We start from the raw sequence: 17,625 nt of genomic DNA, 5'->3' as shown, positions 1-17,625 counted from the left end.
TTCAGCAGCTCAAAGGTTCATTCCTCCCTCGCTACAGGCTCTATTTCCACGAATAGGCCGCGAGCCGCGAAGACCGCCTTGTAGGCCTGGGTCAAGTTGTGGTGGAGGATCAGGGTGTTTGGGTGACTGTCACCCAGCACTTGCTGGCACTGAGTAAGGGTCAGCTCAAGCAGGGGTACGGCTCGGTTCAGGTCTCCCGCAGCGAACAACGCGCCGGCGAGGTTGTGGCGGGTGGTCAGAGTATCGGGGTGGGACTCCCCAAGGGCCTTCTCGCGCTGAGCAAGGGTGGCCTCGTATACGGGAATGGCCCGCTCGAAGTCTCCTGCTGAGTCGTATGCGTGGGCGAGGTTGTGCTGGCTGGTCAGTGTGGACGGGTGGTTGTCCCCAAGGATCTGCCTACTCTGGTTAACGGTCATCTCGAGCAACGAGGCAGCGCGTAGGGGGTCGCCCACCGAGTAAGCGCTAGCGAGGTTGTTGCGGCTGGTCAGGGTGTCAGGATGAGTTTCTCCGAGAACCTGCTCGCGCTGGGTGAAGGTGGCCTCATACAAGGGGATGGAAAGCTCGATGTTTCCGGCCCCTTGATACGCGAAGGCGAGGTTGTTGCGGCTGTTCAGCGTTTCGGGGTGGTTTTCACCAAGAATCTGTTCACGCTCGGCAAGGGTGGCCTTGAGCATGGGAATGGCACGCGTGAAATCTCCGACCTCTTGATAGGCGAAGGCAAGGTTGTTGCGGCTAATCAGAGTATCGGGGTGGGTTTCGCCAAGGACCTGCTCACGTTGGGCAAGAGTGGCCTCAAAAATAAGGATGGCGCGCGCCAGGTCGCCCGCCTTCTGATATGCGCGGGCGAGGTGGTTTCGGCCTTGCAGAGTCTCGGGGTGCATGTCCCCCAGGATCCGTTCGCGATCGACCAGATTGGTTTCGTACAAGGCGGTCGCTCGCGCCAGATCCCCGGCGGACTCGTAGGCATGGGCGAGGTTGTTGCGACTGTAGAGCGTCTGGCGATGAGTGTCGCCCAGGGCCTGCTCATGCTGGGCAAGGGTGGTCTCGAAGAGGGGAATGGCATGCCTGAGGTCCCCTACGGCCTCGTAGGCGTACGCCAGATTGTTGCGGCTGGTCAACGTGTCGGGGTGGGTTTCACCGAGGACCTGCTCGCGCTGAGCGAGGGTGGCTTCGAATAGGGGCATGGCGCGCCTCCAGTCGCCTGCAGCCGCGTATGCGCCGGCGAGGTTGTTGCAGGTGACCAAGGTGTCAGGATGTGTGGCGCGCATAGCGCGCTTGCGCTGATCGAGGGTGGTTTCGTACAGCTTGATGGCCCGATGTAGGTCTCCGGCAGCCTGGTAGGCATAGGCGAGGTTGCTGCGGCTGGCCAGTGTGGATGGGTGCGTGTCGCCCAGGAGACGTTCGCATTGGGCCACGGTGGCTTCGCGGAGAGGGATTGCGCGTGCGTCCTGACCCTGCTCATACAGGTAGGTCATCACAGGCTCGTAAAAGTCAGGAGGTAGGTCGCTGTTGTGGTTAATGGGGCTGCTGGCAGCAAGAGCAGACACATGGTCGATGTGTGGTATCCAGTGGTTTTCGGGTGCCGCTTCCTCGGCTCCGTCCGGGTACAGGACCTGTGCCACGACTTGCTCAGCCTCACCTCTCCCTGCAGGCGAACCCTGCTCCGTCAGTGCGGCGTTGCGCAGCACAGTTTGTACCAAGCGGTGGATGGCTAGCTCACCTGGGGAGGAGAAAGCGATCATGCTGTAGGCGTGCAGCATGCCCAGCGCCTCATCCAAAGCGAGAGGATCGGGTGATATGTGGCTCAGTATGGTGCGTGAGATGCCTTCGGGAGCGAGCCAAGCAAGCGTGTTCAGCACGGTGACGGCAAATGGGTTGCGGATGGTCAATGTGGCAAGCGTCTGATCCCAAATGCGCGCGATCGTGCGTTCGGGGTCGACGCTGTCAGGAGCGCGGTCTAGCAGCAGCCCAAGCTTCTGTCGATAAACGTTTATGGCAATGCCGGTCTGCTGGAGATACGCGCCAGCCTGTTCCAGGGCCAAGGGCAGGTAGCCCAGATCACGAGCCAGCCCTTCGGCCTGGCGGCGCTGTTCATTGGATGGAGCGCGGCCTTCGAGCGCGATCGCGCACAGTAGGTCGGCAGCGGCGACTTGGTCGAGCAGCCCCAGTGGCAGGGTCGGGGCGATGGAGTGCCATCCAGTGGCTCTGCGGCTGGTGGCGACATGGTGCCCATTGGGCAAAGCTCCCAGATACCGGCGCAGATCCCGAGGATCTTCGACGTTGTCGAAGATCAGAAGCCATCCGGGGTGCCACTGCAGCCATTGGATCGCCCAGGCGGTTCGTTCTTCCAGTTGGGCGGATGCCGCCCACTGCGGACACAGGCGTAGGGCGAGGGCGGCCAACTCTGCGCTGATTTGATCAGGTGACTCTGCAGTGATCCACCAGACGAGGGTGTACTCCGCACGGTAGCGGTGGGCGTAATGCAGCGCCAGTGCGGATTTGCCGATGCCTCCCAGGCCGTGAATGGCATGCGTCTGTGTCACCGCGGCCTCGCGCCGACCCGTCAGCAGTCGCCGTAACTGCAGCAACTCGTCTTCCCTGCCCAGGAACACCCCTGTTGCTGGCGCGGGGAGATTCCCCAGTCCGGTTGGTGCGGCAACATTCATAGCCCAGTCGATTGCGTCAGGAGGCAGCGTCACTACGTTGGCGCCATCCCCGGAGATTGCCACTCCGATCCTGCCTGCCGCGATCGCTCGGTCTCCTGAGGCGGTTGCCTTCGAGGGCGTCAGCGGGTCGTTGGTGGTCACGGCTGGGTGGTCGCGTTGTCCCCGGTCACCGCGGTGGTGATCGTCTGTGCCGCGATCGCACGCTGACCCGACGCAATCACAGTCATCGGGGCGTGCACAGCTGGCAGCAACCTGGTGAGCTCCAGCAGTAGTTCTCGGTCCTCGCGCAATGCGCGCTTGATTTGCTGACGCAGTGCCGCTGCGGCATCGTCGTCTTCTGGCTCACTGGACGCATCATGTACCGCAGCCTCCAATGCTGCGCGACCCTCCTCGTTGCGGCGTCGCCACACTGCTTGTAGCAGGCGCCGGCCCACGTTCGCCGTAGCCTCGACGGCTGCACCTTCGGTCCGAGTAAGTACTCCTGCTCCGTAAGCTCCCAGAGCAGCCGTCAGGTACGGGGCCGCTTGGCCCAAGAACTGAACGATCTCCGCACTCATCCTCAACCTCGCTTCTAGAGCGCAACTGACGCCCGCCTTCCAGCCTAGGAACCAATTACGCCTCGGGGAGCGCAGAATGAAGAATCCCCATGTTTGGTCCTCGGAACGGCTGAGAGGAGGCGGGCGCTCCTTACTCGCCGTTCGTAGATGCGAAACAGCCTATTTCGTGGCGAGATAGGAGGATCCGACGCCTGACAGCACTGAAGGCGCGACGCTGCTGCCTCAGCGTCGACTGATGGGTACCTCGTAGACGATCTCGCAGAGAGCGGCGGGGATGATGATGTCCGCAGTCTCCACGGGGCGACCCTCGCTGCTGTAGTACGTCCGCCGGATGTGGGTGACGAGGGCGGCCTTCTGGATCCCGAGCAGTGACGCCTCTTCGGCAGTCGCCAGCCGCGGCTCCGGCTGCTCGACGGAGTGGCTGACGGTGATGCCGATCGCGGCCATTCGGATGACGACGCCCGCCCCGGCGTGCGGACCGCCCTCGGGGAGCACGATTAGGGTGCCAGCAGTAAGGTCGTACGGCTCCCAGCTCGTCGAGAGCTGTACGGGCCTGCCATTGGCGAGGAACTCGTACACCGTGCGGACGCACAAGTCACCCTCGGCGATACCGAGCCGCGTCGCGATCTCCGCCAGCGCCGGAACCTTGGCCTCGGTCCGGCTCTCCCAGTCCCCCTGCTTACCCAAGGCCCTCATGTCGGCCCGGAACGGCGAACCGCCACCCTGCTCGCGCGCTGACGAACGAACAACGCGCACACGCTGACGCGGCTCCGCGACGTACGTACCGGATCCCGCCCGCCCCTCCAGGACTCCTTGCGAGATCAGCAGCTCCTGCGCTCGACGGACGACGTTCTCGCCGACACCGCACTCCTGGCCGATCTGGGCACGCGAAGGGAGACGGTCTCCGGGCTCCCACTCGTGCTCCGCGATCCTCCGCCGGAGTTCGTCAGCGATGCGGAGATACGGCGGCTGCTGCTCAAGCATATGGAAAATCTAGTCCACTAGCTCTAATCTAGTTAACTAGCTTCACGCAAAGTGACCCCATGGCGACGGAGGCTCTCCTGTGCCCGCTTCGGCAGCAAGCGCAGAGGACATCGCCGCCCGGCTGTCCGCCCTAGGACTCACCACACGCATGGAGGAGAACGCCCGTCACACATCGATCGAAGCGGAGGTACCGGAGTCACTCCCCGCCGAGACATGGCGGGAGGCCTTGGAAGTGGTGGCGGAGGCCGATCGATTCGGACTCCAGGCCAGCAGCCTGAACGGCCGCACCTTATGGGCCGCCGTACACAGAAGGGTCCACGCGACGGGCGACGTCCGGGGACCTGGCCATCAGCGATAGGAGCTGATCAGCATGTTGAACCGTATCCGCCGCGCAGTTGGACGCACCAGAGTCCACCCTTTAAGGCCGACGCGCTTCGTGCCGCCTGAGGTCAACTGATGCCCCCGCAAGCCACCCCGTACCGGTCGAGCTCGTGCCGGATCGGCACGCACAACGAGTGCGCGCAGTCCTCACCTTCGCTGGCGCCGGTCGGCGTCCCCGTGATCTACGAGGCGTGTGACTGCCCCTGCCACCCGGCGGCCGGCCGGAAAGCGCCAAAGGAGGCAACGCCATGAGGAGCTGGACGCCCAGCGGCGCGCTGGCCTCCAACGTCGAGATCACCTCCGCCAATGTCCAGCGGGGCGACGTCATCCAGATCGGCGGCCAGGCATGCCGCGTAGCCGATCTCATCCAACTCCCAGGCGGGGCAAAGCGCCTCCTCTTCGAGTCGGGCGAACTGCTCACCATGCACTCCCGAACCCGGCTCATCGCCCTGCGGATGCAGAGAGTTGGTGATCAGCTCCGTGGCTTCTCGCCGTCACGTCATCGCCGATGACCTCAGGGCCCAGATCTCGACCGGCCGCATCAAGGCCGGCGAGCGGCTCCCCTCCGAAACCCAACTCGCCGCCCGCTACACGGTCAGCACACCGACCCTGCGGAGCGCCCTCGCACTCCTCCAGGCCGAAGGGCTCGTCGAAAAGGTCCACGGCAAGGGCAACTTCGTCCGTCGCCCTGTTCAGAGGATCACGTACCGCGGCGGCAGCCCGACACCGCCGACTCCCGCCCTGCAGAGCAGCATCCGCGTCACCAGGATCCGGGCGCGCGGCCACCTGTGCACCTTGCTGCGAGTACCGGTCGGGACTCCCCTCACCGAATTCCATTGCCTGAGCCACGACGGCACCTCGCCCTACGGCCTGGCCCGCGTCTACATCCCGCGCGATCTGGCGCCGGCCGTCACACCCGACGAGTCGCCCTGGCCCGCAAAAGAGGCGACGCCACTGGCCGAGATTGAGGAAACGCTCTGCGCTCGCCTCCCAACCGCATTGGAGGCGGCAACTCTCCGCATCAGCCCGACTCTCGCCGTCCTGGCCATCACCCGCGTAGCGACCGACACCGCCGGCCGCGTCGTGGAGGCAGCAGTGCTGGCCATCCCCGGCGACCGTGCGGAAGCCATCTTCACCACCCACCACACGGCCGACGACAGGAGAACCGAAGGATGACACCCCACAACGAACTCCGCCTTCTGCCGTGGTCGGGACCCGACGGCAAGCCCTGCTTCCTGAGCACCGACACCGCTGGCGGCCCCCTGTCCCGTCTGGCCAACCACGCCGAATCCGCTCAACTCTCCGCCGGCGCGGAGCTCCTGGAGCACGCCCATGAAGTGCTCGTCGACGAGACGTCGGATCCGGAGGAGCTCCGCCTCCTGGCGGCGGACCTCGCCGGCGCCCTGCGAGACGCACTCCGCGTAGCAACAAGCCGCGGCCACCGTCTCCCGCGCCCTGACTCCTCCGGCCACGGAGGCAGCAACGAGGACCCCCGCCTGCCGGCAGGCGCCTTCGGCTAGCAACCGCTCGACGCAGCGACACGAAGCCCCGGACCAAAGTCCGGGGCTTCGTGCACACGGCTCCGGAGGCCGCGTGTGCCCAGCGCGCATCTGCTGGTCAGAGGCTTGAGCCGTGGCGCCAGGGAAGCCCCCGTCCACAAATAGGCCGCGGGCTCGACGCCAGTTCCGGAACGTGGTGAGGGCGCCCCTTAACGGGGCCACCCCCACTACTCCGCTCCTGGCGCTACGGGAGCAGGCCCGTATCCGTCGCGGCTGGCTGCTGCCGACCTTCTGCGCAGCCATGGCAAGCAGGTGCCTGAGTGAGCCCGGCACCCACGCCGTCGGGCATGCCTTCTGATCCGTAGCTCTAGCCGGATCGGTCAGTGACGGCCATTCCGGCCGCTACCAGGCTCCGGAAGGACGCTACCGGACGGGGGCAGTTGCTGGGGTTGCGGTACCTGGCTGCTGTACCGCAGGATCCCGGCGGGGGTGACCATGGAACGGCATTCGCTGGAGAAGCTGTTGGCCGGTGACGACGAGGCGTCCGCGGCTGCTCTGGCCGCCCTCCGCAGCGGCGCCACCTACCGCGTGTGGGATACGACGCATCCCACAGAACAGCACGCCGGGATCTTTGCACGCCGACTTCGGCGCATGCGGCTGCACGGAGTCGAACCTCTCGGGCTCGAACGAATGGTGCGGCTCCTCCGCGAGCATGGCCGGCCGGTGCGCGGAGGGCTGATCGATTCTGCCGATCAGCAATGGACCTTCCTGATCTACTTCACCGAAGACGGCAGCGCACTGGTGGCCTGCGCCCGCCTGCAGCGGCGGGTCGAGCGGTCACCGCTTTAGGAGTTCGATCACCCTACGGCACGGCGTGCCGAGACAGGGCTCGCTGGCCGCTCTTCGATCCACCTGCGGAGACCTCGGTTGCCGTTGATGTCAGCTGCTGATGTCGCTGGGTCCACGCGCGCAGCTTAAGGGTGAGGCAGTCCGGTCGGCGCCGAAGCCATTCGCTCGAAGCCGCACCGCAATAACGATCCCCTAGATGGCGGATTGTGCCCGACAGTTCGAATGCCGAAAGAATGATGGAAGCAGTCACGCGGAAGGAGAATCACGTTGACATCGTATTTCGGCAGGTCTCCAGGGAATCCCTATCGGGGTACCGAGGCGGCCATTGAGAGCGGCTTCGGTATTGGAGAGCGGCTTGCGAACGAATACGGATACAACGTAGAAATGGCCGCCACCGAGGTGCAAGCGGCGAAATCGCTCACCCTGGAGCTAGCCAAAGATTGGAGCGGGGGCCTTTCCCTCAACTTTCTGGAGCTGACAAGTCAGCTTGTAGCGGTGGCGGCTGTCGCCCGTTCTAGCAACGGGGAGGGCGAGGTAGCCAGTGATCTACTTAGAGACTACCTACAGGCATCACTTGAGCTCGCAAATCACTTTGGAGAGCCCTAAACGCCCCTCCAGCTAAGGCACCCTAAAGGACTCGCCATGGGCGTGAAGAAACACATCAAGGCGGCACTGCAGCACCGGCAGGCAGAGGCCCTGGGGCTTCCCTACAGCTACGAAACAAAAGCCAAGAACCATTCTCCTCAGGAGAGGGAAGAGTCATACTCGAATCGCACACATATGATCACGTGGGTCGCAGTGGGGCTCGCCGCCTTTATTGCTCTGGCGGGTGGAGACTTTAGCGCTCAGCTGCTTTCGGGCGTGCCGCTCGTATTGAAATCCTTGCTAGTAACACTGATTGGCGTGAGCGGCTTCTGCCTCGCCCACGCACGGATCAACTTTGAGTTTGCCGTACGAAGCATTCAAAGGCGATGGCCTACAGGCCATTCAGCGCGGAACCAGCAGTGCGATTGGAACACAAGCGAAGACGCGAAATGGCCTCGCAATGGGGAGAGGTATTGGCATCTCGGGAGGTACGCTTTCGCCCTTGCAGGAATCTGTTATCTAGTCGGTGCCTGGTGGGGCTGCCCTTAAGGAGATGGCGGAAGGGCCTCGTCGATCTGGCCCGACGACTCCTCATCCTCCATTCCCGAGTGCTGAGGTCGCGCAAATCAGATACTGCTTCGGGCAAGGGAAACGCAAGGTGGTGTGGACCTGCGCTGGAGATTTCACGGGGAACCTGTCAGCCTTCCTTGCCCGCGGCTCGCGCTGGCTCCCATCCCGTCTGCCGTCGACCCACACGCATGTGGAGCGGGCGCGGGTCCTGGCGTCCAGGTGGAGCGCGCCACTGTACGAACGACCTGGACGCCAGGGCCCGTGTCTGCTCGGCTCTGCCTGGGTCGATGGCAGGCGGGATGGGAGCCCCCACCTCCATCACGACGCTGCCCGCAGTCGTCCACGGGCCCCCTCGATCCCGGAGCCTGAGCGCCCCCGCCGGAGGCATTGTCCTGGCCGGCACCTCGCACACTCGCCCCGGCCACACCGTGGTTGTTCCCGCCCATCAACCCGAGCCGTCAGGCGTGCGGACGGCGGCCGGGCTGGAGCGGGGCGGAGACAGGAGCGCAGGCCCGGGCGACGGGCCGCACGCGCCGCGCGTGCGCGGCGGGTGCCTTGATGAAGTAGAGAAAGTCTTACCGCGCTGCCCTCAGAGGACGATTGGCTTGTAGGCCAGGGCTCTGTCGACGACCTTCTCGGGCGTCAGCTTGGGGTCGGGGTCCCAGCAGATGTAGTCGCTGATGTGCGGGCAGGCCAAGCCCCGTTCAAGGGTGGCCAGGATCTGGGAGGACTCTTCCTCGGGAGTCTCTGGGTTCATAAGGCGTTCGGCCAGGGGGATCGCTTCCTCGCGAGTCATCCGCCATGCCGGTTGCGGGCTCATGGGTGCGTAATCAGGTGGCGGCCGTCGTGGCTGCGGACGTGGGGGCCGTTTCCGTCCAGGGCATCCAGGAGGCGGATCGCGTAGACCTCCGCCATGCGCTCCTCGACCTCAACCGGTGTCAGCCAGTCGACCGCGGTGGACTCGTCCGAGGTTCGTTCGGTGCCGCCTGAGGGCTTGCAGCGGAAGACCAGGGCCACGATGCCGCGGGTGGTGTTCTTGTAGACGCCGGTCAGCTCGTCCACCTCGACGTGGATGCCCGTCTCCTCCAGGACCTCGCGGGCGACGCCTGCTTCCGGGGCCTCGGTGAGTTCGAGGACTCCGCCCGGGAGTTCCCACGTGCCGTTGTCCGCTCGGCGGATTGCCAGGAGGCGGCCGTCTTCGCGCACTACCGCTCCGGCCACGGACACCGAGTGGAGTGGCGTTGACTTTGTTCCCGCGCTCCCGTTACTCATGTACAGGAGCATAGGAGAGTGGGTAGGACCGTGGGAACTCCAGCAGGAGCCGGCAGGGCCGTACCTCGGTACGTGCAGATCGCCGACGAGATCGTTCAGCAGATCCGGTCCGGCGTACTCAAGGCTGGTGAGATGGTGCCCAGCGAGTCCGAGCTCGTCGAGCGGTACGGGGTCGCCGGCGGGACCATCCGTAAGGCCATGGTCGAGGTGCGGGCCAGTGGGCTCGTCGAGACCCGGCACGGCAAGGGCTCCATCGTGAAGGACCGGCCTCCCGTGCGGCTTCGGTCTTCGGATCGGTTCCGTGCTTCTCATCGGCGGGGCGGTAAGGCTGCCTACCTCGCCGAGTCCGAACAGTCCGGCGCCACGGCCAAGGTGAGCGTCCTCTACATCGGGCCCATGGAAGCATCCGCAGACATCGCCGAACGGCTTGGTGTCGAGGTGGGGACGCAGGTGCTCGCGCGACGGCGTCTGTACTTCCGGAACGGGACTCCCGTCGAGACCGCCTCGTCGTACCTGCCGTGGGACGTGGTCAAGGACATCCCTGAGCTGTTCGCCGAGAACCCTGGCCCCGGCGGCATCTACGCCCGGCTCGAAGACCAGGGTCACATCTTCGCCGAGTTCGTCGAGACACTTCAGGCTCGGCCGGCCGCGAAGGCGGAAGCGTCAGAGCTCGCTCTCAGCCCTGGGGCGCCTGTAGTGCACCTCTTGCGGGACGCCGTGACGAAGGAGGGGCGGGTCGTGGAGGTCTGCGACACCCTCATGGCTGCTGACCAGTTCGTCTTCCAGTACCGGATCCCCGCGACCGACTGACGCTCGCTCAACTCCCCTCAACCCGCTGCGGTTTCCATCCGTGGCGGGTTGACTCATGTACAGGAGTGGTGCACTCTTCTTCATGTCACTCCTATACAGGAGTGAATGAGTCCAGCCTCTATAGAGGAGTGATCCACTGTGCGTCAGATCCCTGTCGACACGTCCGCCGCGATGGTGATGGTGGCCCAGCCCCCGGCCCCGAAGATCGCGAACCGTCAGACCGGTGAGATCGCCACCGACCGGGACACCGGTGCCCCGCTGATGACGGTCGACGTCATGTTCGTCATGGACGGCAACGCCGAGATCCTGAACCTGACCGTGCCCAAGACCGGCATCTCCGAGGAGCTGTCCATGGGCACCCCGGTCGCCCTGACCGGTGTCGTAGCACGGCCGTGGGAGAACGAGTTCAACGGCCAGAAGCGCCACGGCATCAGCTTCCGCGCCGTCGCCGTCACCTCGCTCGCCGCAGCGAAGGTCGGCTGACCCATGACCGCCTTAACGGTCACCCTCGCGCTGGTCGCCACGGTCGCACTGCTGCTGCGGTGGCAGCGTCCGGCCTGGTACTGGATGAGCTTTGGCGTCGTCTTCGCCGTGGTGCGGATCCTGGCCCGGTACGCGTCGGTCATGGACGCGTGTGGGCTGACCGTGCCGCCCTCGCGCTGGCGCCTGGCGTTGGCCCGGATGACCGGCCGACCCGTCCCCGATTCGCGGGCGCCCCGGATCCTGCGGCTGCGGCCGACTCGGACTGGGCTCACACTGCGGCTGAAGCTGCGGCCCGGCCAGGACGCGTTCGACTTCTCCGCCGCCTCGGACCGGCTCCGCCACTCGTTCGTCATGCAGAACGTCACCGCCCGGGAGGTCCGCTCGGGTGTCGTCGAGCTGCGGATGACCGGGTACGACGTCCTCAAGCGGGTTCACATGCCCGCGGCTGCCCGTGGTGGGGTGATGCGCGTTCCGGTCGCCATGCGGGAGGACGGAGAGGTCTACTACCGCGACTATCGCCAGACCCCTCATGCCTTGAACGTTGGTGCCACGCAGTCTGGGAAGTCCGTCTATCAGCGCAACCTCGTCACTGCGCTCGCCGCGCTGGACGTTGCTTTGGTCGGCATCGATTGCAAGCAGGGAGTCGAACTCGCTCCGCTCGCCCGGCGGTTCAGCGCTCTGGCCGATGACCCTGATGCCGCCGCCGACCTCCTCGACGCGCTCATCGAGCACATGGAGGGCGTCTATCAACTGATCCGTCGCGAACAGAGGTTGAGCGCGGATACACCAGATGCGGAGATCACCGCCGATATCTGGGACCTGCCCGACCACCTGCGACCGACTCCCATCGTGCTCCTGGTCGACGAGGTTGCCGAGCTCGCGCTCTACGCCACGAAGGAGGAAGAGAAGCGCCGCGACCGGATCATTACCGCTCTCGTCCGGCTCTCCCAGCTCGGCCGCGCCGCCGGGATCTACCTGGAGATCTGCGGGCAGCGCTTCGGCTCCGAGCTCGGCAAGGGCATCACCATGCTTCGTGCCCAGCTCACCGGCCGGACCGCTCACCGCGTCAACGATGAGACCTCCGCCAACATGGCCTTCGGCGACATCGCCCCGGACGCCGTGCTCGCCACGGTCCAGATCCGCACCGACCGACCCGGCACCGCTGTCGCCGGCGACTCCTCTGGTGGGTGGGTCCGCATCCGTACTCCCCACCTCACGCTCCGGCGGGCCGTGAACATCGCGAACTCCCACGCCCACCGCACGCCCGAGATCCCCGCGCTGGACGCCTTCCGGCCCGTCCTGCCGCCCCTGGGCAAAGCCGCGGCCCCGTCGACCGTCACGGCTCCCGCGATCGCCTGAATCCCCTCGCTCCACGGCGGCGTGACCGCTTCACGCCAGGTCCCTACCCCGCCCATGCCCGAAACCGAAAGGAGGACCCACGATGCGTCCCATCCGCCGACCGGACGCCGTCCTCGTACAAGCCGTGATCGCTGGCGCCCTGTCCTTCGCTCACCTCCACGACCTGGCTGCGGCTGCCGGACAGTCCGGTTGGAAGGCTTGGGCCTACCCGGTATCCGTGGATCTCCTGCTCGTCGCCGCCTGGCATCGGTTGCGGACCTCGCGGGCTGCCGGTGTACCTGCTCGCTCGGCCTGGACATGGTTCATGGTCGCCCTGGCCGCGTCGCTCGGTGCGAACGTTGCCACCGCCGGGCTCCTCGACCTCGGCCACGTTCCCGCCTGGCTGCGCATCCTCGTCGCGGGCTGGCCTGCCCTCGCGTTCCTCGGCGGCACGCTCCTCGTCCACTCCCCCGGACATCCGGCGGTCGCCGCGCCGACGGAACCCGACACGGCCATCGAGCAGCCCTCGGCCATGGAAGCGGTCATCACGCGAGATGACGTCGCCGAGCCGGAGATCACCGCCGCATCGCCCCTCTCCTCCCCGGAACCGGAGCCGGTCCCGGAACCCGCACCGGAGCCCGAACTCTCCCCCGTCGCTGTACCGCCGGCCCTCGTCGCTCACGCCCGCAAGGTCGCTGACGACTACCGCGCCCGCACCGGCTACCCGATCGACGCCGACACCTTGCGCGCCCGCCTCGGCGTCCCGCCCCTGATGGCCAACGCCATCGCCGCCCAGCTCGCCTGACGGGAGACCCCCCATGGCCGCTCGCGACCGCTTCCACTCCGTGATGCGGATCGGTCCGGTGCAGATCGGCACCCACCGCGACCGCCACGGCCGCACCAAGTACGCCGCCGTGTGCACGTCCGATGGCTGCGGCTGGTCCACCGAGTACTCCAGCTCCTCGGCCGCCCAGCTCGCCGCCCGAACCCACCGCTGCAGGCCCCGCTGACCTCGAAGGAGAACCGCGTCATGGACGTCCCGCTCTGGCTCGCCCTGATCGTCGTCGGCGGTCTCGGCATCAAGCTCATCCGCCCGCCCTGGTGGCTCGTCGCCGTGATCCTCCTCGGCGGCTTCCTCCTCGCCGACAGCGTCCTCGCCCCGCTCATCGACAACACGATCAACAGGTAGGGAGAACCGTCATGTTCCAGCCGCGGATCCCGGTCAACCCGCTTCCGACCGGCATCGTCACCCCGCTCGTCCAGCCGGCCGTTATCGCCGACATCGCGCCCCGCCACACCGACCACGCGGCGGCCTGCAACCACCACCACGCCCCGACCCCTGCTCCGGTCCCGGCGCCATCCTCCGCTGTGCGCCTCACCCCGGCCGGCCTGGCCCTTGTCGTCGTCGGAGGCGTCCTGGTCGTCGGCGCGGTCCTGGTCTCCATGCTCCTGGCCGTCGCCGTCAGCACCGCCTCGGTCGCTGTCTGCGCCGTCGTCCTGCGCTCGCTCCTCAACGGCCAGCAGCGGCGGCGCTAGTCGGGCCTCCGGGTGGCTCAACCGCCAAGTCTCCGCCGCCCGGAAGCCCCGCCCCAATCCAGCTCGCAGAACCAGAAGGACGCACTCCATGATGACCGTCCCAGCCGCCTCGTCGGCGGGGTTCGACACCGCCACCCTGGGCGACATGCTCCGGGTGGCCGGGTCCCCCGGCTTCGACCGCTGGAAGGAGCAGATCCACCGCACCGGCGGCTGCTCCCACCCCATCCACCTCACTGGCTGGACTCTCACCCGGGACAAGACCACCGGTGAGACCCTCCATCGGTACTCCACCGACACCGAACCGGGCGCACGGCTCCGGATCGCATGCGGCAACCGCCGGGCCTCCCGCTGCCCCGCCTGCGCGTGGACGTACGCGGGCGACACGTACCACCTCATCCGCGCTGGCCTCGCCGGAGACAGTGCCCGGGCCATCCCCGCCGCCGTCCGCGAGCACCCCCGCGTCTTCCTCACCCTCACCGCCCCGTCCTTCGGACCGGTCCACAACCGCCCCGGCACCCGGCCCTGCCGCTGCGGTATCCGCCACGCCGAGGACGACGCCGCCGTCGGCACGCCACTCGACCCCAATTCGTACGACTACGCCGCCGCCGTCCTCTTCAACAACCATGCCGGGCAGCTCTGGCAGAGGTTCACGAACCGCCTCCGCCGGGAGATCGCCGCCACGGCCGGCCTCTCGCAGCGGGAGCTGAAGGAGGTCGCCCGGATCTCGTACGGGAAGGTCGCCGAGTTCCAGAAGCGGGGCGCCGTCCACTTCCACGCCGTAATCCGCATCGACGGCCCGGGCGGTCCCGACTCCCCGCCACCGTCGTGGGCGACCACCGAACGCCTCACCGACACCATCCGCGCCGCCACCACCCACGCGTACACGACCGTCGCCGTCCCTGCCATCGGCGACCACCCCACCCGCCGCCTCCGCTGGGGCACCCAGCTCGACATCCGCCCCGTGAAAGCGTTCGGAGACGGCTCGGACATCACCGAACAGGCCGTCGCCTCCTACATCGCCAAGTACGCCACCAAGGCTGCGGAGACGACCGGCAGTCTCGACCGCCGCGTCGGCAACCGTGAGGCCCTGGTCCTCCTCGGCGTCCCCGACCACACCCGCCGCCTTGTCGAAGCCTGCTTCGACCTCGACCCGCTCTACCCGGATCGCCGCCTCCTCGCCTGGGCCCACATGCTCGGCTTCCGGGGCCACTTCTCTACCAAGTCCCGGCAGTACTCCACCACCCTTGGCGAGCTCCGCCAGACCCGCGCCGACTACCGCGCCACCCAAGAACGCGCCGCCCGCGGCCTCGACGACATCAAGCCGGACACCGTCCTCGTCCTCACCTCCTGGTCCTACGCCGGCCAGGGCCACTCCCCCGGTGAAGCCGCCCTCGCCGCCTCCATCGCCCGGAACATCCAGCTCAACCGTGAGACCGCACGCGAAGCCCTACGCGACCAACTCGCCCTGGAAGGAGCACCCGCATGACCGACCGACTGCTGACCGTGGGCCAGGCCGCCGAACTCCTTGGCACCACCGAGAGGTTCCCGCGTCGGCTCATCGCCGAACGCCGGATCGTCTTCGTCAAGGTGGGGCGGCATGTCCGCATCCCTGAGCGGGCCTTAGAGGAATTCGTCGTCGCCCACACCGTCCAACCGATCGCCAATCGCCGACGATTCGCGGCGGTGGCCTGATGGCGAACAGCAAGGGCAAGCGTCGCCGCTTCGGTGCGGTGCGCAAGCTGCCCTCAGGGCGTTTCCAGGCTCGCTATCAGGGGCCCGACGGAATCACACGATCGGCCCCCGAGACGTTCGCCTCGCAGACCGATGCCGATCGCTGGCTCGTCCGCCAGGAAGCGGAGATCATCGACGGCAAATGGAAGAGCCCAGACGACAAGGTTCTCTTCGGGGTGTACGCCGACGCCTGGTTCAAGGAACGCGACTACGCGGCGACCACCCGCGAACGCAGCGGCAGCGCGCTGCGCCTCCATGTCCTGCCGACCTTCACGGACGTGGTCCTGAGTGAGATCACCACGCCTCAGATCCGCCGCTGGCGTGCCAGCCTCCTGGAATCGGGTGTCGGTGAGCCGACGGTCGCCAAGGCGTACCAGATCCTCCGCGCCATCATGAACACCGCAGTCGACGACGAGCTGATCCAGCGCAACCCCTGCCGAATCAAGGGCGCCGGGGCAGCCAAGACGGCCGAGCGGCCCTTCCTCGACGTCAGCGAGGTCTTTCAGCTCGCCGACGCTGTGCCGGCGCGCTTTCGGGTGTTCATCCTGCTGGCGGCCTTCACCGGGCTCCGCTTCGGTGAGCTTGCCGCGCTCCAGCGCCATGACATCGACCTCGACCGGCGAACCGTCACCGTACGGCGGGCTTTGGCCGAGACCCGGACGGACGGCATCCTGGTCAAGACGCCCAAGAGCGCGGCCGGTGTACGCACCGTCGCCTTCCCGGCCTCTCTGGCGGAGAGCCTGGCCACTCATCTCGCCGTCTACGCCAAGCCGGGTCGGACCGGGCTGGTCTTCACCGGAGCCCGCGGCGGGCAGCTGCGCCGGAACAATTTCCGCCGGCTGTGGCTGCGGGCCTTGAAGGCCACCGACCTTGGAGACGTCCACTTCCACGATCTGCGCCACACCGGGAACACCCTCGCCGCGACCGGTGGCGCCACGACGCGTGAGCTGATGCAGCGGATGGGGCACTCGTCGGTGCGGGCCGCGTTGATCTATCAGCACCTGGTGAACGGTCGTGACCAGGCCATCGCCGCCCATGTCGACGAGCAGATCAGGAAGGTCCGGCCGACAGAGCCCGGCGAGGCATCTGGCACGTAAGTGGCACGACGCCTCTCCACCGCTCTCGCAGCTGGGGAAAGAACAAGGCCCAGGCTCCCGGTTCAGTACCGGTGACCTGGGCCTTTGTCGTGCTACCTGCTGGTGGGCGCGGACGGTTTCGAACCGCCGACATCTGCTTTGTAAGAGCAGCGCTCTACCCCTGAGCTACGCACCCGTGGAAGAGGCAACAGCCTACATGGCGCACGGGTGGGTGCTGCAAACCGATACCTCCCGGTGGGGGGGTATCCCCACCCTGGGGACGGTGGGTCGCCGGATCGTGACGGCGGGTGGTGGGGTCGTACGGTCGGGGGACTGTTCGCGTTTCCGGGTTTCTTGTGGGGGTCTTGGCGTCATGGGTGTTGCACGTCGTCCGTTCCGGGTCTTGTTCGCCTCCGGTGGAGTGCTGGTCGCCTCTCTCGCGCTCGTCGGGTGCGGATCGACCGATGTCGAGGGGGCGCCCGTGGAGCGGAAGACGTTCGCCTTCGGCGGGACCGCGCTCACCGTCGACTCCGACGACTCCGAGCTCGTCATCACTCCCGCCGACATCGACGACGTGCGCGTCGAGCGGCAGGTGGACGGGTGGGTGTTCATGGGGTCGGGGCCCGATCCCGAGTGGAAGCTCGTCGACGGGAAGCTGACCCTGCGGGTCGACTGCGACGGTGTCTCCGCCAACTGCGACGCCGTCCACCGGATCCAGGTCCCCCGCGACGTCGCCGTCACCGTCGAGAGCGACAACGGGCGCGTCACCGCCGAGGGCTTCACCACCCCGATGAAGGTGCGCTCCGACAACGGGGACGTCCGTGTGCGCAAGGCCGGCGGCGCTCTGGACCTCGGCACCGAGAACGGTGACGTCGCCGTCGAGCCCGGGGCCACCGCGCCCGAGGTCGTCGCCCGGTCCGACAACGGCGACGTACGCATCGTCCTCGGCTCCGTCCCCCGCCGCGTCGACGTCGTCACCGACAACGGCGACGTCCACGTCTCCGTCCCCACCGCCGAGTACGAGGTGACCGGCGCCAGCGACAACGGCGACGTCCGGATCGACGTCCCACGCCGTGACAAGAGCGAGCACTCCGTGAGCGTCCGCAGCGACAACGGTGACGTATCCGTCCTCACGGCGAACTGACCGGCCCGTGTGTTCGTCCTTACCGGGTGGGAGAATGAACCGGACCGGGCACGGCGGACACAGCACGGGAGAGGTACGTGGCGGCGAGCGACGCGAGGGGGGCGGGCGGCGTTCGGCGTCGTGATGCGCCAAGCCGAGGGCAGA

Annotated in this window: 22 protein-coding genes and 1 tRNA gene; 17 read left to right on the top strand and 6 right to left on the bottom strand. The window is 66.9% G+C overall.

Translation table 11 applies throughout. From position 1 onward, the window contains the following. Nucleotides 1-17 precede the first annotated feature (17 nt). The 3 genes from fxsT to OG259_RS28655 form a co-directional block, all read right to left on the bottom strand. Nucleotides 18-2,807 carry an FxSxx-COOH system tetratricopeptide repeat protein gene (gene fxsT, locus OG259_RS28665; RefSeq protein WP_328944871.1) on the bottom strand — a complete coding sequence of 930 codons (2,790 nt, stop codon included), beginning with the start codon at nucleotides 2,805-2,807 and terminating at the stop codon, nucleotides 18-20. Continuing rightward, entirely contained in the window at nucleotides 2,804-3,040 is a 237-nt protein-coding gene (locus OG259_RS28660; RefSeq protein ID WP_328944870.1) for a hypothetical protein, read from the bottom strand. The genes fxsT and OG259_RS28660 overlap by 4 nt, the downstream gene beginning before the upstream one ends. A 405-nt stretch (nucleotides 3,041-3,445) precedes the next feature. After that, a complete protein-coding gene (locus OG259_RS28655) occupies nucleotides 3,446-4,207 on the bottom strand; it encodes a GntR family transcriptional regulator (protein WP_328944869.1) in 762 nt (253 codons plus the stop codon). Nucleotides 4,208-4,286: 79 nt separating this feature from the next. Between OG259_RS28655 and OG259_RS28650 the strand changes: the two genes are divergently transcribed. The 6 genes from OG259_RS28650 (at nucleotide 4,287) to OG259_RS28625 (ending at nucleotide 7,542) form a co-directional block, all read left to right on the top strand. Next, on the top strand, nucleotides 4,287-4,565 hold the full coding sequence (locus OG259_RS28650) for a hypothetical protein (protein WP_328944868.1): 279 nt from the start codon (nucleotides 4,287-4,289) through the stop codon (nucleotides 4,563-4,565). 271 nt (nucleotides 4,566-4,836) lie between these two features. Beyond that, the gene (locus OG259_RS28645; protein WP_328944867.1) at nucleotides 4,837-5,100 is read left to right on the top strand and encodes a hypothetical protein; all 264 of its coding nucleotides are present in this window, start codon (nucleotides 4,837-4,839) and stop codon (nucleotides 5,098-5,100) included. Next, nucleotides 5,069-5,764 carry a GntR family transcriptional regulator gene (locus OG259_RS28640; RefSeq protein ID WP_328944866.1) on the top strand — a complete coding sequence of 232 codons (696 nt, stop codon included), beginning with the start codon at nucleotides 5,069-5,071 and terminating at the stop codon, nucleotides 5,762-5,764. The genes OG259_RS28645 and OG259_RS28640 overlap by 32 nt, the downstream gene beginning before the upstream one ends. Beyond that, nucleotides 5,761-6,108 carry a hypothetical protein gene (locus tag OG259_RS28635; RefSeq protein ID WP_328944865.1) on the top strand — a complete coding sequence of 116 codons (348 nt, stop codon included), beginning with the start codon at nucleotides 5,761-5,763 and terminating at the stop codon, nucleotides 6,106-6,108. The genes OG259_RS28640 and OG259_RS28635 overlap by 4 nt, the downstream gene beginning before the upstream one ends. Nucleotides 6,109-6,582: 474 nt before the next feature. Further along, nucleotides 6,583-6,936: a hypothetical protein gene (locus OG259_RS28630; RefSeq protein ID WP_328947202.1), complete on the top strand. Its 354-nt coding sequence runs from the start codon at nucleotides 6,583-6,585 to the stop codon at nucleotides 6,934-6,936. 267 nt (nucleotides 6,937-7,203) lie between these two features. Further along, nucleotides 7,204-7,542, top strand: a complete 339-nt coding sequence (locus tag OG259_RS28625; RefSeq protein ID WP_328944864.1) for a hypothetical protein — start codon at nucleotides 7,204-7,206, stop codon at nucleotides 7,540-7,542. Between the two features lie 1,138 nt (nucleotides 7,543-8,680). On the opposite strand, the gene OG259_RS28620 is transcribed toward OG259_RS28625, so the two are convergent. Beyond that, nucleotides 8,681-8,848 (bottom strand): e9imm peptide, encoded by a 168-nt coding sequence (locus tag OG259_RS28620; protein WP_328944863.1) that lies wholly within the window; start codon nucleotides 8,846-8,848, stop codon nucleotides 8,681-8,683. Nucleotides 8,849-8,907: 59 nt separating this feature from the next. Further along, nucleotides 8,908-9,375 carry an NUDIX hydrolase gene (locus tag OG259_RS28615; RefSeq protein WP_328944862.1) on the bottom strand — a complete coding sequence of 156 codons (468 nt, stop codon included), beginning with the start codon at nucleotides 9,373-9,375 and terminating at the stop codon, nucleotides 8,908-8,910. Between the two features lie 60 nt (nucleotides 9,376-9,435). Between OG259_RS28615 and OG259_RS28610 the strand changes: the two genes are divergently transcribed. The 10 genes from OG259_RS28610 to OG259_RS28565 all read left to right on the top strand — a co-directional run bounded on the left by OG259_RS28610 (nucleotide 9,436) and on the right by OG259_RS28565 (nucleotide 16,358). Further along, the gene (locus tag OG259_RS28610) at nucleotides 9,436-10,173 is read left to right on the top strand and encodes a GntR family transcriptional regulator (protein WP_443052145.1); all 738 of its coding nucleotides are present in this window, start codon (nucleotides 9,436-9,438) and stop codon (nucleotides 10,171-10,173) included. Between the two features lie 138 nt (nucleotides 10,174-10,311). Then, entirely contained in the window at nucleotides 10,312-10,656 is a 345-nt protein-coding gene (locus tag OG259_RS28605) for an SCO3933 family regulatory protein (RefSeq protein ID WP_030688073.1), read from the top strand. Nucleotides 10,657-10,659: 3 nt separating this feature from the next. Beyond that, on the top strand, nucleotides 10,660-12,015 hold the full coding sequence (locus tag OG259_RS28600) for an FtsK/SpoIIIE domain-containing protein (RefSeq protein ID WP_328944860.1): 1,356 nt from the start codon (nucleotides 10,660-10,662) through the stop codon (nucleotides 12,013-12,015). Nucleotides 12,016-12,097: 82 nt separating this feature from the next. Further along, nucleotides 12,098-12,799, top strand: coding sequence for a DUF2637 domain-containing protein (locus tag OG259_RS28595; RefSeq protein WP_328944859.1), 702 nt, complete (start codon nucleotides 12,098-12,100; stop codon nucleotides 12,797-12,799). A gap of 13 nt (nucleotides 12,800-12,812) precedes the next feature. Continuing rightward, nucleotides 12,813-13,004 carry a mobile element transfer protein gene (locus OG259_RS28590; RefSeq protein ID WP_328944858.1) on the top strand — a complete coding sequence of 64 codons (192 nt, stop codon included), beginning with the start codon at nucleotides 12,813-12,815 and terminating at the stop codon, nucleotides 13,002-13,004. 20 nt (nucleotides 13,005-13,024) lie between these two features. Continuing rightward, nucleotides 13,025-13,183 carry a hypothetical protein gene (locus tag OG259_RS28585; RefSeq protein WP_189835534.1) on the top strand — a complete coding sequence of 53 codons (159 nt, stop codon included), beginning with the start codon at nucleotides 13,025-13,027 and terminating at the stop codon, nucleotides 13,181-13,183. 11 nt (nucleotides 13,184-13,194) lie between these two features. After that, the gene (locus tag OG259_RS28580) at nucleotides 13,195-13,530 is read left to right on the top strand and encodes a SpdD-like protein (RefSeq protein ID WP_328944857.1); all 336 of its coding nucleotides are present in this window, start codon (nucleotides 13,195-13,197) and stop codon (nucleotides 13,528-13,530) included. Nucleotides 13,531-13,618: 88 nt separating this feature from the next. Further along, complete coding sequence (gene repSA, locus OG259_RS28575) at nucleotides 13,619-15,016, top strand: replication initiator protein RepSA (protein ID WP_328944856.1); 1,398 nt, start codon at nucleotides 13,619-13,621, stop codon at nucleotides 15,014-15,016. Next, nucleotides 15,013-15,222: an excisionase family DNA-binding protein gene (locus tag OG259_RS28570; RefSeq protein ID WP_328944855.1), complete on the top strand. Its 210-nt coding sequence runs from the start codon at nucleotides 15,013-15,015 to the stop codon at nucleotides 15,220-15,222. Before repSA ends, OG259_RS28570 begins: the two co-directional genes overlap by 4 nt. Continuing rightward, complete coding sequence (locus tag OG259_RS28565) at nucleotides 15,222-16,358, top strand: tyrosine-type recombinase/integrase (protein WP_328944854.1); 1,137 nt, start codon at nucleotides 15,222-15,224, stop codon at nucleotides 16,356-16,358. The genes OG259_RS28570 and OG259_RS28565 overlap by 1 nt, the downstream gene beginning before the upstream one ends. Nucleotides 16,359-16,458: 100 nt before the next feature. Here the strand turns inward: OG259_RS28565 and OG259_RS28560 are convergent. Beyond that, nucleotides 16,459-16,533: transfer RNA gene (locus tag OG259_RS28560), tRNA-Val, on the bottom strand. 285 nt (nucleotides 16,534-16,818) lie between these two features. Here OG259_RS28560 and OG259_RS28555 point away from each other — a divergent pair. Continuing rightward, the gene (locus OG259_RS28555; RefSeq protein WP_328944853.1) at nucleotides 16,819-17,481 is read left to right on the top strand and encodes a DUF4097 family beta strand repeat-containing protein; all 663 of its coding nucleotides are present in this window, start codon (nucleotides 16,819-16,821) and stop codon (nucleotides 17,479-17,481) included. Nucleotides 17,482-17,625 lie beyond the last annotated feature (144 nt).

It is taken from the genome of Streptomyces sp. NBC_00250 (genome assembly GCF_036192275.1).
Classification (GTDB): domain Bacteria; phylum Actinomycetota; class Actinomycetes; order Streptomycetales; family Streptomycetaceae; genus Streptomyces.
Note: the sequence above shows the minus strand (reverse complement) of the source record. Positions and strands in the feature narration are given on the sequence as shown.

What these genes read in the sequence shown, in the direction of transcription:
- OG259_RS28620 (WP_328944863.1), bottom strand. Translation starts at nt 8,848, where the DNA reads ATGAACCCAGAGACTCCCGAGGAAGAGTCCTCCCAGATCCTGGCCACC.
- OG259_RS28645 (WP_328944867.1), top strand. Translation starts at nt 4,837, where the DNA reads ATGAGGAGCTGGACGCCCAGCGGCGCGCTGGCCTCCAACGTCGAGATC.
- OG259_RS28585 (WP_189835534.1), top strand. Translation starts at nt 13,025, where the DNA reads ATGGACGTCCCGCTCTGGCTCGCCCTGATCGTCGTCGGCGGTCTCGGC.
- OG259_RS28595 (WP_328944859.1), top strand. Translation starts at nt 12,098, where the DNA reads ATGCGTCCCATCCGCCGACCGGACGCCGTCCTCGTACAAGCCGTGATC.
- OG259_RS28570 (WP_328944855.1), top strand. Translation starts at nt 15,013, where the DNA reads ATGACCGACCGACTGCTGACCGTGGGCCAGGCCGCCGAACTCCTTGGC.
- OG259_RS28630 (WP_328947202.1), top strand. Translation starts at nt 6,583, where the DNA reads ATGGAACGGCATTCGCTGGAGAAGCTGTTGGCCGGTGACGACGAGGCG.
- OG259_RS28615 (WP_328944862.1), bottom strand. Translation starts at nt 9,375, where the DNA reads ATGCTCCTGTACATGAGTAACGGGAGCGCGGGAACAAAGTCAACGCCA.
- OG259_RS28655 (WP_328944869.1), bottom strand. Translation starts at nt 4,207, where the DNA reads ATGCTTGAGCAGCAGCCGCCGTATCTCCGCATCGCTGACGAACTCCGG.
- repSA (WP_328944856.1), top strand. Translation starts at nt 13,619, where the DNA reads ATGATGACCGTCCCAGCCGCCTCGTCGGCGGGGTTCGACACCGCCACC.
- OG259_RS28635 (WP_328944865.1), top strand. Translation starts at nt 5,761, where the DNA reads ATGACACCCCACAACGAACTCCGCCTTCTGCCGTGGTCGGGACCCGAC.
- OG259_RS28565 (WP_328944854.1), top strand. Translation starts at nt 15,222, where the DNA reads ATGGCGAACAGCAAGGGCAAGCGTCGCCGCTTCGGTGCGGTGCGCAAG.
- OG259_RS28600 (WP_328944860.1), top strand. Translation starts at nt 10,660, where the DNA reads ATGACCGCCTTAACGGTCACCCTCGCGCTGGTCGCCACGGTCGCACTG.
- OG259_RS28580 (WP_328944857.1), top strand. Translation starts at nt 13,195, where the DNA reads ATGTTCCAGCCGCGGATCCCGGTCAACCCGCTTCCGACCGGCATCGTC.
- OG259_RS28590 (WP_328944858.1), top strand. Translation starts at nt 12,813, where the DNA reads ATGGCCGCTCGCGACCGCTTCCACTCCGTGATGCGGATCGGTCCGGTG.